The 17,225-nt window shown below is 67.4% G+C and carries 12 protein-coding genes; 3 read left to right on the top strand and 9 right to left on the bottom strand.

What is annotated here, in order from left to right:
* Positions 1-44 precede the first annotated feature (44 nt).
* A complete protein-coding gene (locus GSQ87_RS17140) occupies positions 45-2,279 on the top strand; it encodes a beta-glucosidase (RefSeq protein WP_158916530.1) in 2,235 nt (744 codons plus the stop codon).
* Positions 2,280-2,399: 120 nt separating this feature from the next.
* Here GSQ87_RS17140 and GSQ87_RS17135 read toward each other — a convergent pair whose 3' ends face one another.
* The 9 genes from GSQ87_RS17135 to GSQ87_RS17095 form a co-directional block, all read right to left on the bottom strand.
* Positions 2,400-2,744: an L-rhamnose mutarotase gene (locus GSQ87_RS17135; RefSeq protein WP_158916529.1), complete on the bottom strand. Its 345-nt coding sequence runs from the start codon at positions 2,742-2,744 to the stop codon at positions 2,400-2,402.
* 7 nt (positions 2,745-2,751) lie between these two features.
* Positions 2,752-3,981: a UxaA family hydrolase gene (locus GSQ87_RS17130; protein WP_158916528.1), complete on the bottom strand. Its 1,230-nt coding sequence runs from the start codon at positions 3,979-3,981 to the stop codon at positions 2,752-2,754.
* 4 nt (positions 3,982-3,985) lie between these two features.
* Positions 3,986-5,308: an aldo/keto reductase gene (locus tag GSQ87_RS17125; protein WP_158916527.1), complete on the bottom strand. Its 1,323-nt coding sequence runs from the start codon at positions 5,306-5,308 to the stop codon at positions 3,986-3,988.
* A 98-nt stretch (positions 5,309-5,406) separates the two neighbouring features.
* A complete protein-coding gene (locus tag GSQ87_RS17120; protein WP_158916526.1) occupies positions 5,407-6,219 on the bottom strand; it encodes an IclR family transcriptional regulator in 813 nt (270 codons plus the stop codon).
* Between the two features lie 53 nt (positions 6,220-6,272).
* Positions 6,273-7,118, bottom strand: a complete 846-nt coding sequence (locus GSQ87_RS17115) for an amidohydrolase (RefSeq protein WP_158916525.1) — start codon at positions 7,116-7,118, stop codon at positions 6,273-6,275.
* Between the two features lie 19 nt (positions 7,119-7,137).
* Positions 7,138-8,742, bottom strand: coding sequence for a DUF5597 domain-containing protein (locus tag GSQ87_RS17110; RefSeq protein WP_254063052.1), 1,605 nt, complete (start codon positions 8,740-8,742; stop codon positions 7,138-7,140).
* The gene (locus GSQ87_RS17105) at positions 8,739-9,569 is read right to left on the bottom strand and encodes a GDSL-type esterase/lipase family protein (protein ID WP_254063049.1); all 831 of its coding nucleotides are present in this window, start codon (positions 9,567-9,569) and stop codon (positions 8,739-8,741) included. Before GSQ87_RS17105 ends, GSQ87_RS17110 begins: the two co-directional genes overlap by 4 nt.
* A gap of 28 nt (positions 9,570-9,597) precedes the next feature.
* Positions 9,598-12,396, bottom strand: a complete 2,799-nt coding sequence (locus GSQ87_RS17100) for a TonB-dependent receptor (RefSeq protein WP_158916524.1) — start codon at positions 12,394-12,396, stop codon at positions 9,598-9,600.
* A 159-nt stretch (positions 12,397-12,555) separates the two neighbouring features.
* Positions 12,556-14,220: an alpha-L-fucosidase gene (locus GSQ87_RS17095; RefSeq protein ID WP_216839369.1), complete on the bottom strand. Its 1,665-nt coding sequence runs from the start codon at positions 14,218-14,220 to the stop codon at positions 12,556-12,558.
* A 123-nt stretch (positions 14,221-14,343) separates the two neighbouring features.
* Between GSQ87_RS17095 and fucP the strand changes: the two genes are divergently transcribed.
* A complete protein-coding gene (fucP, locus tag GSQ87_RS17090) occupies positions 14,344-15,636 on the top strand; it encodes an L-fucose:H+ symporter permease (RefSeq protein ID WP_158916522.1) in 1,293 nt (430 codons plus the stop codon).
* Between the two features lie 121 nt (positions 15,637-15,757).
* A partial coding sequence (locus GSQ87_RS22855) for a TIM-barrel domain-containing protein (protein ID WP_305764191.1) occupies positions 15,758-17,225 on the top strand: 1,468 nt, incomplete at its 3' end.

Here is a 17,225-nt window from a genome sequence, read left to right as displayed (position 1 = left end):
CATCGGAGCCGGATCGGCTCCCAATGAAAAAGAGGGGAAACGCCATGATCGGGCGACGTGTGAAGTACGGAATGGTAGCGCTCTCGGTGCTGGCCGCAGCGACGTCGGCCCAGGCAGGGGGAAACGACGTCGGCAGGCCTTGGATGAACGCCCGGCTCGGATCGGACGCCCGGGCCGAGCTGTTGCTCACGCGGATGACCCAGGCGGAAAAGCTCACCCTGGTCACCGGCTTCTACGGCGTCGACCTGACCGCCAAGCACTGGACCGCGCCGCCCGAGGCCCGTCAGGGACAGGCCGGCGTGGTGCCGGGCATTCCACGGCTGGGCATCCCGCCGCAGTGGGAAAGCGATGCAGGCGTGGGCGTCGCCACCCAGAGCTCGGCCAAGGTCGCCTTCGAGCGCACTGCGCTGCCGTCCGGGCTGGCCACTACCGCGACCTGGAACCCGGAGCTGGCGTTCCAGGGCGGCGCCATGGTCGGGGCGGAGGCGCGCGCCTCGGGCATGAACGTCCAGCTCGCCGGCGGGGTCGACCTGATCCGCGAGCCGCGCAACGGCCGCAACTTCGAGTACGCCGGCGAAGACCCGCTGCTGGCGGGGACCATGGCCGGCGCGCAGATCGCCGGCATCCAGTCCAACCACATCGTCTCGACGGTGAAGCACTACGCCTACAACGACCAGGAGACCGGGCGCACCGTACTCGACGTCCATATCGACGAGGCCGCTGGCCGCATGTCGGACCTGCTGGCCTTCGAGATCGCCATCGAGAAGGCCGATCCGGGCTCGGTGATGTGCTCCTACAACAGGGTCGAGGGGGTGCATTCCTGCGAGAACGACCACCTGCTGAACCAGGTGCTGAAGGGCGACTGGGCCTGGAAGGGCTATGTCATGTCCGACTGGGAGGGCACGCACAGCACCGCCGCCGCCGCCCTGGCCGGGCTCGACCAGGAGGACGGCGTCTCCACCCCCGACACGGCTTGGTTCACCAACGGCAAGCTGGACGCGGCGATCAAGGCCGGACAAGTCCCCCAGGCACGGCTGGACGACATGGTCCACCACATCCTGCGCACCCTGTTCGCCAAGGGCGTGATCGACCATCCGGTGGCGCCGGGCCCGATCGACTACGCCGCCCACGCCGCCGTCACCCGCGCGGACGAAACCCAGGCCATCGTGCTGCTCAAGAACACCGGAGGCGCGCTGCCGCTGGGGGATCGGCCGCTTCGGATCGCGGTGATCGGCGGGCATGCCGACGTCGGCGTGCTGGCCGGCGGCGGCTCGGCCCAGGTCCATCCGCGCGGCGGGACGGCGGTTCCCGGCGTGCAGCCGACGACGTGGCCGGGCCCGGTGATCTACGATCCCTCCTCGCCGCTCCAGGCGCTGAAGGCCCGCCTGCCCAAGGCCCGCATCGCCTATGCCGATGGCCGTGATCCGGCCGCTGCGGCCAGCCTGGCGGCGCACAGCGACGTGGTCCTGGTCTTCGCCACCCAGTGGACCGCCGAATCCCAGGACTTCCCGCTCACCCTGCCCGAGCGCCAGGACGCCCTGATCTCCGCTGTCGCCGCCGCCAATCCCCGAACCGTGGTGGTGCTGGAGACCGGCGGCCCGGTGTTCACCCCCTGGCGCGGCCGGGTCGCCGGCGTGGTCGAGGCCTGGTATCCGGGCACGGCCGGCGGCGAGGCCATCGCCGACGTGCTGACCGGCCGGGCCGACGCCTCGGGCCGACTGCCCGTGAGCTTCCCCGACAGCCTGGATCAGCTCCCCCGGCCCAGGCTCGACGGCGAGGGCCTGCCCGAGAACGCGCCCTTCGACGTGACCTACGCCGAGGGGGCTGCGGTCGGGTACAAGTGGTACGACCAGAAGGGGCTGAGCCCCGCCTTCGCCTTCGGCGAGGGCCAGTCCTACACCCACTTCACCTATGGCGGCCTGAAGCTGACGCAGCGCGGCGGCGATCTGGCGGTGAGCTTCACCGTGGCCAACACCGGCCCTCGCGAAGGTTACGCCATACCCCAGGTCTATGTCGGCGCGGCGTCCGGCGCCTGGGAGGCCCCGCGCCGGCTCGGCGGTTTCCGCAAGCTGAAGCTGCGACCCGGCGAGAGCCGGCGGGTCACGCTGACCGTCGATCCTCGCCTGCTGTCGCTATGGGACACGGCCGCGCATGGCTGGCGGCGCGGCGCAGGCGCATATCAGGTCTGGCTGGGCGCCTCGTCACGCGACCTGAAGGCGTCGGCTAAGCTGCGGCTGGACGCGCGCAGCCTGCCCGCATCCTACCATCCGGCGGGGTGATCCCCGCCGAGATACGGTCCAAATTCAATTGGATGCAGCAACAGCAGAGATTTACGAATTTCCTCTCCGCTCATCCCGGCATTCGCCGGGATGAGCGGTAATTGAGTATGGACCTAGGGCTCAGCCGTGGGCGTCGAGGTCGAAGATCAGCTCCGTTGGCGTCCACTTCTCCCCGGGCGTCGCCCAGGGAACCGGCTTCTGGAAGGCGTCCATGAGCTGTTCCCACGCCCGCAACTCGGGATCGGGGCTGGCGTCGGCGCGAACGTCGTCCGACGCTTCGGGTCCGGTCTCCATGATCATGACCAGCCGATCGCCGGAAAGGTAGATTTCCATCGCCTCGACGCCGGCGGCGCGGATGGCTGCGATCACCGCCGGCGGGGTGCGTCCCGGCGTGTGCCATTGCTTGTAGCGGGCGATCAGCTCGGGATCGTCCTTCAGGTCGAGGATCAGGCAACGGCGCGCCATCGCCGCCTCAGACCACAGCCAGCCGGAACGCCACCTGGCTGAGCGGCAGGCAAGCGGGCCCGCTGGGCTCGAACGCCTTGTAGGTCAGGATGAACTCCTGGTGGCCAAGCTCTTCGGAGCAGGTGCGTTGGCCAGACGCCACGGCCACCACCCGGTCCAGGATCTCCTGGCCCACCTCGTCCAGGCTCGCCACGCCGTCCAGGATGCGGCCCGCGTCCACGTCCATGTCGCCTTCCAGCCGGCGATAGGTCTCGGGGTTGGCGCAGACCTTGATCACCGGCGAGATGGCCGACCCCACCACCGAGCCGCGCCCGGTGGTGAACAGGTTGATGTGCGCCCCGCAGGCGATCAGCTCCACAATCTCGGCGTTGTCGGAGATGTTGGGGAAGCCGTATCGCACCTCCCCGTCGGGGATCATGTCGAGCAGGTACAGCCCGCCCGCCGGCGGCAGGTCGCCGGGCTTGATCACCCCACTGATCGGCGAGGCGCCGGACTTGGAGTAGGCGCCCATCGACTTCTCCTCCTGGGTGGTCAGCCCGCCCTCCGCGTTGCCAGGGGCGAAACTGCCGAAGCCCATGGTGGTGTAGTAGCGTTCGGCCTTGGCCACGCTGGCGCGGATCTCCATGCCCAGCTCGGGCGTGATCGCGCGGTCCGCCATCACCCCTTCGCAACCGATCAGCTCGCCCGTCTCCTCGAAGATGCAGGTCGCGCCCGCCGCCACCAGTTGGTCGAAGCAGCGGCCCACGGCGGGGTTGGCGGTGATGCCGCTGGTGCCGTCGGAGCCGCCGCAGATGGTGCCGATCACCAGTTCGTCCAGGCGCATCGGCCCGACGGGCGTCTTAGCGGCCAAGGCCTTCAGCCGGTCCACGGCTTGCAGGCCGGCGGCGATGGTGGCGCGCGTACCGCCCGCCTCCTGGATCACCAGCAGCTCGACCGGGCGTCCGCTGGCGACGATAGCCGCCTGGAGCTGTTCGCGATTGAAGCCCTCGCAGCCCAGCGACACCAGCAGCACGCCGCCGACATTGGGGTGGGTGCAGACCGCCTCCATCACCTTGAGCGCATAGGCGTTGGGATAGCAGCCGGGAAAGCCGATCAGGTGGACGTCTGGATCGTCGCTGCGGGTGGCGATATGGCGGGCCACGTGGTGGGCGCACTCCACCAGATAGACCACCGTCACCACGTTGCGCACGCCCTTGCGGCCGTCGGCGCGCAGATAGCCTCGAAAGGTGTCGGTCATCGTCTCAATCCGCCGCCACACCGTCACGCGTATGACCGGAGATGTAGTCGCTGCGCATGTTGTGCATATGGAGGTGCTCCCCCGCCTCGGCCCGCACGCGCATGGACCCGATCGGGACGCCGTACTTATAGACCTTGTCGCCGGCCTGCAGGGGGCGACGCGCGAGCTTGTGGCCGACCTCGACATCGGCCGTGGCCGTAGTCGGACGGCCCTCGATGACAATGAGATCGCCCCGGCGCACCGACGCACGTACGACCAGCACGTTGTCGTCCTCGTGCAGCAGCAGGAAAGGCGAGGCGGGCGCCATGGGCGTGGGCGCCTCGGGATGCAGCAACCCTTCTTCGCGCAGAGTCCGCCAGAGCGCCTCAGGAAGCGGGGTGCGCATGAGGCGGACGGCGTCGGTGACTTCCTGCGGGTCCGCCAACCCTGGAATGACACTGCAGACCTGCGGATGGGCCAGGGGAAACTGGAGCGCCGCCGCCGCCAGCGGAACGCCGAACCGCTCGCACACCGCCCGAAGCCGCGCCACCCGCGCCATCACCGTGTCCGGCGGCGTTTCGTAATCGTAGCGCAACGGACCAGGCGCAGCCCCGCCCTGGGCCAGGACGCCGGAATTGAACGGGCCGCCGACGATCACCGACACGCCCCTCGCCGCGCACAGCGGCAGGAAGCTGTCCAGGGCCGCCTGTTCGAGCAGGGTGTAGCGCCCTGCCAACAGGAAGACGTCGAAATCGCCCACGGCCAGCGCCTCTTCGCAGACCCGCCACTCGTTGACGCCCAGGCCGATCGCCCCGACAGCGCCGCTGTCGCGCAGCTCCTGCAACGCCCGATAGCCGCCGGTCATGAACTGGTGGAACCGTTCGGGATGGGCGTCACCGTGGACGAGGCGGCCAAGGTCGTGGGCCAGCAGGATGTCGATGCGGTCCCGCCTCAACCGGCGGCGGCTATCCACATAGGATCGCATCACCGCGTCGTAACTGTAGTCGAACACCGGCTCGAACGGCGCCGCATCGACGAAGCCGTGCCGGCTGCCCGCACCGGCGCCCTCGGCGATCGGCTCCAGCCGCCGCCCGACCTTGGTGGACACCAGGGCGCGCTGCTCGGGATCGAATTGCGCCAGCGCCGCGCCCAACCGCGTCTCGCTCAGGCCAAAGCCGTAATGCGGTGCGGTGTCGAAATAGGTCACGCCCTCGGCCAGGGCGACGCGGACGGCCTCGGACGCTTCCGCGTCGGAGATGGGCCGATAGAGATTGCCGATCGCCGCCGCCCCGAAACCGAGCGCCGGATACGCCACGCGCGCGCCACCCACCGTCAACCGCAAATCCATAAAGCGCAGCCTATCCGCTTTATAAGTGAAAGTCATTGCGCAAGTGAAACGGAACGCAGGCCAAATGCACCTTTGCCAAAAGGATTTTTAGGCGTGGTTCACAAGGTGGCGACAAGGTCCTCGGCGATGCGCTCGGCCGCGGCCCGCAGCGCCGTGATGGCCTGATCCAGGTCGGTCGGCGCCGCGCTGCTGTTGAGGTAGGGCATGGTAAGCGCCGCCACCGCCGCCTCGTTGGAGATCACCGGGGTGGAGATGTCGGTCACGCCCGGGACGAAGTCGCTGGCGGCGCGCTCGTAGCCCCGCGCCCGCGTCGCATCGGCACGCGCCAGGAAGGTCTTCATGGCGGCCTTGCCGACGGTCAGGGCGAACCGCGCCGCCCAGGCCTGGCGCACCGCCTCGGGCTGGAAGGCGAACAGGGTCACGCCCGAGCTAGCTTCGTTGAGCTGGCGCCGATAGCCGGGCCGGACGGAGAAGCCGAGATAGCCGGGGTTCTCGATCCGGGCGATCACCACCATCTGGGTCTCCGAGGCGACCGCGATGTGGCAGGACTGGCCGGTCGCGTCCGACAGGTCCCGCATCACCGGCAGGGCCGCCTCCAGCAGATTGCGCACCGGCGCGCGGGACATGCCCAGGGTGAACAGCTTGTTGCTGAGTTCGTAGCCCTCGCCGGAACTGCGCAGGACGATGTAGCCCTTGTATTCCAGCACCTGGATCATGCGGAACAGCTCGCTCATGGAGCGGTCGAGCGCCGTGGAGATATGGGAGGCGGTCATCGGCTGGTCGTTGCTGGCCAGCAGCTCGAGGATATCGAGCCCCTTCTCCAGCGCCGGGGCGCGATAGCGGCGCTCGGCGTCGGCGAGGTCGGCGACGGCGGGCGCTGCGGTCACGGCGTTCTGCATCTCTGTAGGCATAAGGGCCTCAACGGATCGGACCAGACTGGAAGAGAATATATCGGGCCGGCAAGTCAGAACCGATAGAAGCCGCGTGCAGACCGCGCGAACACCCACGCCACAGCCTTATCGCCCGAACCGCGAACCAAGTCCTGCGCCATGGCGAGCCAGCCGGCGTAGTCGCCCGACAGGTTCAGCACCGGCCAGTCGCTTCCCCACATCAGACGTTCGCAGCCGAACATCTCCAGCAGATGATCCACATACGGCCGCAGATGCTCCACCCCCTGCCCCGGCGCACATTCCGTCAGCAGGCCGGACAGCTTGCAGTGGACGTGAGGCAAGGCGGCCAGGGACTGCAGCCCCTCACGCCAGCCGGCGATCTCGCCCCGCCCGATCGCCGGCTTGGCGGCATGGTCGATCACCATCGGCAGTTCGGGGTGGCGCTCGGCGAAGGCCAGCAGGTGGGGCAGATGGCGGGGCTGCACCAGGGCGTCGAAGCTCAACCCATGCTCGACCATGGCCGAGAGGGCGGGCTGCAAGCTCGGATCGAGAATCCAGCTGTCCTGCGCCAAGGCCTGCAGCATGGGCCGCACGCCCCTGAACTTCGGATGGCTGGCGAGTTCGGCGATGCGCGCCGGCGCAGTCGGCGACGCCAGATCGACCCACCCGACCACCGCCTGCACGAAAGGCTCCTCGGCCGCCAACGCCAGCAGGTAGTCCGTGTCGCGGTCGCTGGGCTGGGATTGCACCAGCACCGATCCCCGTACGCCCACCGCCCCGGCCAGAGTCTTTAGCTCTACGGCCTCGAAATCGCGATGGATGTCCCGCAAGCCGGAATGGGGCCAGACGCAGTCGTGTTCGCCTATGCGCCAGAAGTGCTGGTGCGCATCGATGATCGGCTCAGGCGGGGCTTCGGACATCGGTGCGAACCCGGCCGTCTCACCAGGTCCCGAGGCGGACGTGCAGGACCTGGGGCGCGGAGGTGAAGTTCAGGCCGTAGTCGGTCTGGTCCCCGTTCCACAGCCGCTCGAACACCCACTGGCCGCCCTCGTAGCGCCCCTCCTCCACCCGGGTCAGCAACATGTGCTTCTGCGCCGGCTCGGTCGGATGGAAGCTCACGCGCGCATGATAGCCCGTGACCAGGAACTCGTCCGGGCCGAGCTGGGCGATCACCACCCCGCCGGACGGCGTCGGATTGCCCTTGGGCGGGTCCATGCCGAACTGGGCCTGACCATACGACACCTCCGCACTCCAGCGTCCCAAGGTGAGTTCCTGGGCGTGGACGTCGTCGGGCTCCGACACGCCCCAGACCTTGCCCTCGAAGCTGAGCTGGGCCAGCAGGCGCGACATCGGCCCGACCAGTTCATAATCGCTGGCGAAGGACTGGATGGTCTCCCCGTCGATCTTCGCCGCCCCGAGCGGGAAGTTGCTGTAGCCGGTGAAGTCCAGCCCGAACGGGGAGAAGCCGATCCCCTGGTGGCCGAGCGCGCTGAACAGATAGCGCGGATAGGCCGCCGCATTGCCGGTCTCGGCCACGTACAGGGCGTTGTCGGGACGGTGGTACAGGTCCAGCGCCCGCTCGTAGTTGCGCGACTGCGGCATGTAGATGTCCGGCCCGATCAGGTCGAGCGCGGGGGCTGCGGCCTTCCACACGTCCAGCACGTCGTGGGTCGGCCCGCCGCTGGAGAAGGTCAGCGGGTCCTGGGCCCCGAACAGGTCGCGAAGGGCGGCGTTGGCATACATCGGCAGATCGTATTGCGCCTTGCCCGCGCGAGCGACCTGATCGACGAAACGCGCCGTGTACCAGGCGTTGAACACCTCGTCGGCGTCGCGGCCGAACGCCTCGCGCCAGGTCCCGGTCCTATGCCGGGCCGCCGCGAGTTCCGGCGGGATGGGCTGATCGAACAGCTTCTGGGCAGTGGGCGAGTAGTCGCGCACGGCGCCGTATACCCCGGTCTCGTTCTCGACCTGGACCAGGATGACGGTGTGGCGCTCGCCGTCGACCTGGCGCAGGTGGCGCATCAGTTGGGCGAACGCCGCGCTGTCCGCCTTCAGCGTCTCGGGAAACACCGGCGACAGCGAGTTGCGGTCGTCGCCCTCCGCCGTCTTCACCCGGGGGAAGCGGGCGTTGTCCAGCTTCACCCAAGCCGGCGCATAGTTGGGCCCGTTGTTCTTCCAGGTCCCGAACCACAGCAGCGCCAGACGAACGTGATGCTCGCGCGCCTGGGTCAACAGGGTGTCGAGGAAGGCGAAGTCGAAACGTCCTTCCACAGGCTCGATCTGCTCCCAGGCGATAGGGACCAGCACCGTATTGGCGTGCACCTGTTCGATCGCCGGCCATACCTTGGGCAGCATGGACGGCCAGGCGCTGGAATTGTTCACCTGGGCGCCCAGGATCAGGTAGGGCGCGCCGTCCACCATCAGGGCGTAACGGTCGCCTTGGCGGACGAGATGGGGAAGGGCCGCATCGGCCGCCGAGCTCGGCCCCGCCCAGCCGACCGTGCATGCAATCGCCAGCAGCGCGACTAGCGCTCGGAACCTCACGAACGACCTCCGACCAGGGCGCGTTGGATCGCTTGCTGCGCGATAGGGGTCATGATGGCGTATCCCTTGGCGTTCGGATGCACGCCGTCGTGCGTCAGCTCGGCCCGCATCAGGCCCCGCGCGTCGGCCATTGGCGAATAATAATCCGCATACTGATCGCCATGAGCGGCGGCGTAGGCTTGGAGCCATCGGTTGATCGCGCGCAGTTCATCGGGATGACGCTCCGCCACCACCTGCCGCGCTTCCGGCGTGTAGTCGTTCACCGGCAGGATCGAGCCGAACACCACTGCGATCCCGTGGGCGTGGGCGAGCTCGGCCATGGCCTCGAAGTTGGCCTCGATCCCGGCCTGGTCGGGCGCCTGCATAAAGCCCTGCACGTCGTTGACCCCGGCCAAGATAACCACCACGCGCGGTTTCAGCGCGATCACGTCGGCGTGGAAACGCAACAAGAGTTGGGCGCTCACCTGGCTGCCGATCCCGCGGTTGACGTAGTCGCGCGCCGGGAAGCTCTCCGCGATCGGCCACAGGTCGGTGATGGAATCGCCTAGGAACACCACCCGCGGCCGCTCCGGCGAGGGCGGCTGCAGGGCGGCGTCGGCGGAGGCGTAGAGGTATTGCTCGCCGAAGTCGCGCATCAGCGAGGGGACCAGCTTGGCGCGGAACGGGCCTAGCCACCGGCCCCAGTCCTTCTCCTGCACCGTGCGGCGCTCGGGCGAGTTCTGGTGCGGCGCGGGCTGGGCCGACGCGGCCCCGCACAAGGCCCAGGCCGCCGCTCCGCAGAGCATGGCGAGGCGCCGGGGGACGGGTAGACAAGAAACCTGTCTCATGGACCTGCTCCTCGGCGCTGGCCTGCCCTCAATAGCTGACGCGGAGCACCGCCATGTACTGGCGGTCGTTTATGAGGGCGTTTTCGGGCCGCGTGACCAGCCCGTAGTCCTGATCCTGCTCGGAGTTCAGGATGTTGCGCACCTCGAACTGCAGCACGGCATGCGACGTCACGTTGTAGGAGATTGAGCCGTCCAGCTGACCGTAGGGCTCGACATAGACCGGCAGGGCGCCGGTGCCGTTGCCCGCCGTCGTGAGAACGTACTTGTCGCGCCAGTTGTAGGCGATACGCATCTGGATCGGCCCCTTCTCGTACATGCCGATCAGGTTGTAGCTGTTCTTCGACAGGCCCTGCAGCGGAACGGTCAGAGGCGTGCCGTTCGTGTCCGAAGCGGTCGGACTGGGCGTTGCGCTATCCACATAGGTGTAGTTGGCGGTTACGCCGAAGCCATCGAGGGGTTTGGGCAGGAAGTCGAAGAACTGGGTATAGCCGACTTCGGCGCCCTTGATGGTGCCGTCGCCCTGGTTGTAGTAGCGGGTAACCTGGAAGGTGTCGTTGTAATAGATCTCGTTATCGACTTCGGTGGCGATAAAGCCCTTAACCTGTTTGTAGAACGCCGCGCCATACAGCGAACCGGTCTTGTTGAAGTACCATTCCAACGAAACGTCGTAGTTGTTCGTCCGGTATGGCTTCAAGGAGGCGCTGCCGAAGGTTCCCGCGGTCAGGGGCGTGTTGGCGTTGAGCGTGGTTTGGCTTGGCTGACTGATCTGGGCGTTCGGATTCAGTTGGCTGAAGTCCGGCCGGGTCAGACCCTTCGAGGCGGCCAGGCGAAGCTGCAGATCGTCGGTCAGGTGAACCCGCGCGTTGAAGCTCGGCAAGGCGTCGGTATAGTTCTGCTTTACATTGACAGCGGCATAGCTCGGCGCCCCGGTAACGGTGGGCGCGGTGCCATCTGCGTTTGGCGGGGTTCCGGCAGGCGCCGGGACCAGTGGCGTGAGAGAGTTGAAGCCGCTGGTGTTTTCCTGGGTATTGACAACCCGCACACCGACATTCCCGTCAACTGGGAACGGTCCCAACTTGAAGCCGTAGTCACCCACGAAATAGACTGCGTAGGTGTGTTCCTCCTCGCTGGCGAAGTCGCTCGGATTGAAGGCTACCGGCTGAGAGCCAAAGGCATTCAACGTATTCTTGATATTGTTGAGCAAGGAACTCGCCGGCGAAATCGTCGGGCCGAACAGCGTGCTTCTGCCGTCAAACAGGTTGTTGTAATTATAGACGCCGTAATCGCTAGCCGGGAGGCCGGCAGGCACACCGTCAAAGTTGTAGGGCGTCGACCCCGTAATGGCGCCGCGGTCCGTGAAACGGAAGCCGAACTTCAACTTGCGGAGGAAACCCTCGTCAGACACACGGTATTCCAAATCCGTACGGACGGCCTTCTCGGTGCCTGAGTCGTTGTCGTAATGATCCAGCGTATAGCCGATCGCGAAATTGGCGGGGTTCGTGAGATACCCGGTCGGCACAACGATGCTGGCGAGCGGCTTGCTGATGTTGAAATTCACCACAGGCAGCACGCCCGCCGAGTTTTCACCGATAATGAAGCGTTGGTCCTTATTAGTCGAATAGATGTACTGAACGTCGGCCGATACGGTCAATCGATCGGTCGGCGTCCACTTACCGCCGATCGCATAGTTGGTCGTAACCGTGTGCTGATCGGTCAAGCTTCTGTTGAAGTTGATCGACGAACCCGAATAAGAGCCAGTGAGCAGATCGCCTGACGGGCCGACCGTAAAGGGCTGGGACGCGTCGATCGTGCCGGGAGCGGAGGCGCCGACATAGTTCGCCGCATCGTCCCACTTGAAGTAATAATCGATGCGGTTGACTTGCGTGTAGAGTTCGAGGTTCGACGTCGGACGCCATTGCAGGGCGAGGGACAAGCCCTCCCGCTGGCGGCTGCCCTGGGTCTCGTCGATGCCCATGCCATCGGGGATATTGACCGTGCCGACGGCATGTCCCGGAAGGGGGATGGTGCTCGCGTAGAAGGGCTCCTGCGATTGCTGATCCTCGCGGAACCGCGTCTGGGTGAAGGAGGCGTCGGCAAGGATGCCGATCTCGCCGATGGAGGTGTCCCAGCGATCGCTCAGCAGCAGCGAGGCGTTGGGTCGACCGGCGTCGGCAAGGTCGTCATAGGAGCCGCCGACGCTGGCGGCGATCTTGGCGCCTTTGAAGTCGAACGGCATGCGCGTGCGCAGATTGATGACGCCGCCGATGCCGCCTTCGATCTGCTCGGCCGATGGGTCCTTGTAGACGTCGATACCGGCCAACAATTCCGAGGGCACGTCTTCCAAGCTCAGACCGCGGCCGTTCGTGGCGCCGCCGGCGAAGCCCCCATTGGCCGAGAAGCTGTCGCGCCCGTCCAGCTCGGTCTGCACCTGGGTCAAGCCGCGAATGGCGACGCCGGAGCCTTCGCCGTAGTTGCGGGTGATCTGGATGCCGGAAATCCGCTGCAGCGCCTCGGCGACGTTGTTGTCAGGCAGCTTGCCGATGTCCTGGGCGACGATGGAGTCGACGATCTCGTCGGCGTTGCGCTTGATGGCGGTGGCCGAGATGATGCTGGCGCGAACGCCCGTCACCACCACTTCGCCGACGCTGCCGGCGCCCGCCGCCGGGGCGGTGGTCGCCTGATCGTTCTGCGCCGCGACCGGGACAGGGGCGCCGGTGTTGGCCGGCATGGAGTCCTGGGCGAAGGCCGGCGCCGCCTGCACGAAAGCACAGGTCGAGAGCGCCGACGCGCCCAGCAAGGCGAGCCGGTATAGAGCGTGACGAGACATAGCTTCCCCTTGACGTTTCCTCGGGTCGCATCGGCCTCTGCGGGGCCGTAGGCGATAGCGTTAGGGCCGTTTCGCCGACCCTGGACTATATTCGGCGATACTTTCAAATGTGCAAGTACTTTTATCCAGAGTAACGCACGGCTCCCACAACCGACGATTTCAGGCCGTCAGCCCCACCCCGCCGATACGAAGCGCATACACTTCGGAGAGGCGCTCGCCAGCCGGCAGATGCACGGCGAGACCCTCGCCGGTCTGGGAAAATTGCAGGGGTCCCGAAGCGCCCAGAAGCTCCACCTTGCCGACACGAGGCGCATCGGCGCCCGCCACGGCGAGCGACTTCAGCCGAACGACATCGCCCTCGGGCCGCGCCATCATCAGGGCGTAGAGCTGTCCGTCCCGGGTGGTGTAGCGAACGTCCTCGGCCGTGTAGGGCTTGGCGCTCTGCTCGACGAACATGCCCGTCTGCACCTGGGTCGGGCCCTCGCCATAGACCCTCCACGGGCGCGTCCCATAGATCGCCTCGCCATTCACCTCCATCCACGCGGCGAGGCCGGTCAGGAAGGCGTGCTCGTCGCTGTCGATAGTCCCGTCGCCCTTGAGCGGGATGCTGAGCAGCAGGTTGCCGTTCTTGCTGACGATGTCGCACAGCATCCGCACCACGGTCGGCACGGTCTTGTAGCCGTGCCGCTCGAACAGGGCCCGGTCGTAGTGCCACTGGCCGATGCAGGTGCAGGTCTGCCAGGGGTCCGGGCGGATGACGTCGCTGAAGCCGCGCTCGAAGTCCTCGACCACGCCGCCACGGTGGGCGAGCTGCAGCTTTTTCCCCGTGGCGACGGCCTGCAGCGACCCGTTGCGGGCGATGTCGCTATTGTAGAAGTGGGCCACCGCATCGAGGCCCGCCTGCCCCAGCGGCAGCTCGGTGTCGTCGAAATAGATGAAATCCGGGCGGTACTTGTCGACCAGGTCGTTGCAGCGGGCGAGCCACTGGCGCGCATAGCCGGGATCGTCGGTCGGCGGCGTCTCCCACCAGGCGCCGTCGTGGGCGGCGTGCCAGGCGTTGGCGTCCTTGGTGGTCTTGACCCCGTCGGGGATGACCATGTGACGGCCGGTGTAGAGCTCCTGCGGGTCCAGCCCCTCCCACCACTTGCCGACGCCGTCCGCCTTGGTCAGGCGGTAGGCGTCGTAGCGGACGCCGGCGAGCGGCCCCTCGGCGTCGTAACCGTAGGCGGTCTGCCACCAGTGCCAGGCATGGGCGGAATGGTTGCTGACGCCGAACCGGAGGCCCCGGCCCCGGGCGATCTTCTCCCACGTGCCGATGATGTCCTTCTTCGGCCCGACCCGCAGGGTGTTCCAGGCGTGGTGGGCGGAGTCGAAGGTGTCCAGGTTGTCGTGGTGATTGGCGAGGGCGACGAAATACTTGGCGCCGGCCCGCACATAGAGGTCCATCAGCTCTTCCGGCCGCCAATTCTCGGTCTTCCAGAGGTTCTCGATCTCCATGAACCCGAACCGGCTCGGATGACCGTAGGTCTTGACGTGATGTTCGTAGAAGGGATCGCCCTGGACATACATCAGCCGGCCGTACCAGTCGCCGAACTCGGGCACGCACTGGGCGCTCCAGTGCGCCCAGATGCCGAACTTGGCGTCGCGGAACCAGTCAGGCGCCTTGTAGCCCGCGCACAGCGACGCCCAGTTCGGCTGGAAGGGTCCCGCACCGGCTTGGCTGGGCGACGCGGCGGCCGATATCGCGGGCGCGGCCATCGTGGACGCGGACAGGGCGAGCGCGCTGCTCCGAAGCAGGACTTGACGGCGAGAGAGCGGCTGCATCGTCATAAACTCCCTTGCGGCATCGCCTGAACGTCGCCGCATTCGTTTTTATATTTGACGTATGTATTCATATTTGATCACGTAGAGGCAAGCCCGGCGACAGTCCGGACAACAGGGTGGACGATGCCGACACAGAGCCCGCAACGACCTGCGATGGCGGCGATGATCCTGATCGTCAGCCTGTTCTTCCTGTGGGGCGTGGCCAACAACCTCAACGATGTCCTGGTCGCCCACTTCCGCAAGGCGTTCTCCCTGACCGACCTACAGTCGGGCCTGGTGCAGTCGGCCTTCTACCTCGGCTACTTCGCCTTCGCCCTGCCGGCGGCGGCCTTCGCACAGCGATTTGGCTATAAGGCGGCGGTGATCCTGGGGTTGGCGCTCTACGGGTGCGGGGCGCTGCTGTTCTACCCGGCGGCCGAGGCCCGCACCTACGCCTTCTTCCTCGCGGCCCTGTTCGTGATCGCCAGCGGCCTGGCCTTCCTGGAAACCGCGGCCAACCCGCTGATGACCGTGCTGGGCCCGTCCGAGGGCGCCGAGCGGCGGCTGAACCTGGCCCAGGCCTTCAACCCCCTGGGCTCCATCGCCGGGGTGCTGGTCGGACGCACCTTCATCCTGTCCCGCCTCGATCCGGCGCCGAACGCGCTGGCCGCCATGGCCCCGCACGACCTAGAGCGCTTCCGCATCGCCCAGGCCCACGCGGTGGAGCCGCCCTACATCATCCTCGGCCTGCTGGTCCTGACCTGGGCGGTGGTGGTGGCCGTGGTCCGTTTCCCGGCCCAGGCCAGCGCGCCTGGGATCGGAGCGCAGCGCAGCCTGCGGCTCGCCGACGTCCGGGCGCTGGCGAGCCGGGCGCCGTTCCTGTTCGGGGTGATGGCGCAGTTCTGCTACGTCGGCGCCCAGGTCGGGGTGTGGAGCTTCCTGATCCGCTACGCCCGCCACGCCCTGCCCCTGTCCGACGACCGGGCGGCGGCGGGCTATCTCACCGTTTCGCTGGTGCTGTTCATGGCGGGGCGGTTCGCGGGCTCGGCCTTGATGGGGCGGATCAAGGCGAGCCGGTTGCTGGCCATCTTCGCCGGCGTCGATGTCGGGCTCTGCCTGATCGCCGCCCTGGTCGGCGGCCCGACGGGACTCTACGCTCTGGTCGCCGCCAGCTTCTTCATGTCGATCATGTATCCGACCATCTTCGCCGGCGCGATCTCGGGGCTGGGCGGATCGACCAAGCTGGGCTCCAGCTTTCTGGTCATGGCCATCGTCGGCGGGGCGGTCGTCCCTGCGATCATGGGCCGGATCTCCGACCTCAGTTCCATCAGCATCGCCATGCTGGCCCCAGCCGTAGCCTTCGCCGTCGTGTCGGCCTTCGCGCTCTGCGGGCCGCAGGCGCGACGGGCGCTGGTGGTGAAGGAGCTTCCCGCGTGAAGCCCGTTCGACTTCGTCTCCCGATCCCGCTGCCCTCCCCGGGCTTGGGACCCTTGGCCGGCCCTAGCGGCCGGCCCTTTTCTTCCCGTCCCGTCGCCGCCCCCACCGCAAGGATGATCCGATGATCGGCGCCCCTGTCCGCCGCCTGGTCCTGGCCGCCCTGCTGCTGTGCGCCGGCGCCGCGCGCGCCGAGACGTCCCCGCCGCTCGAGCGCAACGGCAGCGTCGTCTCGGTGGAGCCCTACGCCCCCAACATCGTGCGCATCACCCTGAGCACTCTTCGGGACCAGGCGACCATGGGCCCCGGATACGGCTTTATAGCCAAACCCTCCGACCACGGATGGAGCCATCGGGCCGATAGCGCAGGCGATGCGTTCCGCTCGTCGAGCCTCTCGGTCGAGGTCGCCGCGGCCGATCCGCCGACCCCACCCGGCCCGGTGGAAAAATACTTCATCACCTCGCCGCCTCCCGTCCGGCTCAGGGTCCGCGACGCCAAGGGCGCGGTCCTGCTCGACATGACCAGCTGGGAGATGGGTCCCCACGTCGTCTCCGGTGAGAAGACCTATCGCGTCGGCGCCACCTTCGCCTCGCCCGACGACGAGCACTATTACGGCCTGGGCCAGAACCAGGAAGGCGTGCTCGACTATCGCGGCCGCACCATCGACTGCCGCCACGACTACGACGCGCCGGCGGGCGAGACGGTCTGCGTGCCCTTCATGGTCACCAACCGCCACTACGGCATCGTCTGGGACAACCCGTCCGACACCCACGTGTCCCCGGGACTGAACGGGCGCACCATCTGGCAGAGCCAGGTCGGCGAGCGCGTCTCCTTCTTCGTGATCACCGGCGCCACCACCGACGAAATCTACGCCGGCTATCGCCGCCTGACCGGGGCCACCCCCATCCCGCCCAAGGCCGCCTTCGGCTTCATCCAGAGCAAGCAGCGCTACGTCACGCAGCAGCAGGTGCTCGACGCGGCGGACGGCTACCGCAAGCGCGGCTATCCCGCCGACGTCATGGTGGTGGACTGGTTCTACTGGACCAAGATGGGCCAGTTCGACATGAACCCGGCCGAGTGGCCCGACCCCGCCGCCATGAACAAGCGGCTGCACGACCAGGGCTTCCAGACCATCATCAGCATCTGGCCGCGCTTCCAGTCGGACGGGCGGTTCTACGACATGCTGGCGTCGAAGGGCTGGCTGCTGAAGGACGCCGACGGCAAGCCCCAGTACGGCCTGCCGGTCCGCAACGACCGGGCAGGCGCCCTGATCGACAGCACCAACCCCGCGGCGCGCGAATGGTACTGGGACCAGATCCGCGACAACTTCGTCTCCAAGGGCTTCGACGCCTTCTGGCTCGACGAGACCGAGCCCGACCTAGTCCCGGACGGCGGGTTCTTCAGCATCGGCTCGGGCCTGCGCTACCACAACCTGTTCCCCCTGCTGCACACCCAAGGGGTCTACGAGGGCTCGCGGCGCGACCGGCCGGACAAGCGCTCGCTGATCCTGGCGCGGGCGGCCTATCTGGGCTCGCAGCGTAACGGCGCCCTGTTCTGGTCCTCCGACATCTTCCCCACCTGGGACGCGCTGA

This window comes from Caulobacter sp. S45, from assembly GCF_009765965.1.
In the GTDB taxonomy this organism is placed as follows: Bacteria; Pseudomonadota; Alphaproteobacteria; order Caulobacterales; family Caulobacteraceae; genus CAHJWH01.
This window is presented reverse-complemented; position numbering and strand designations above follow the sequence as displayed.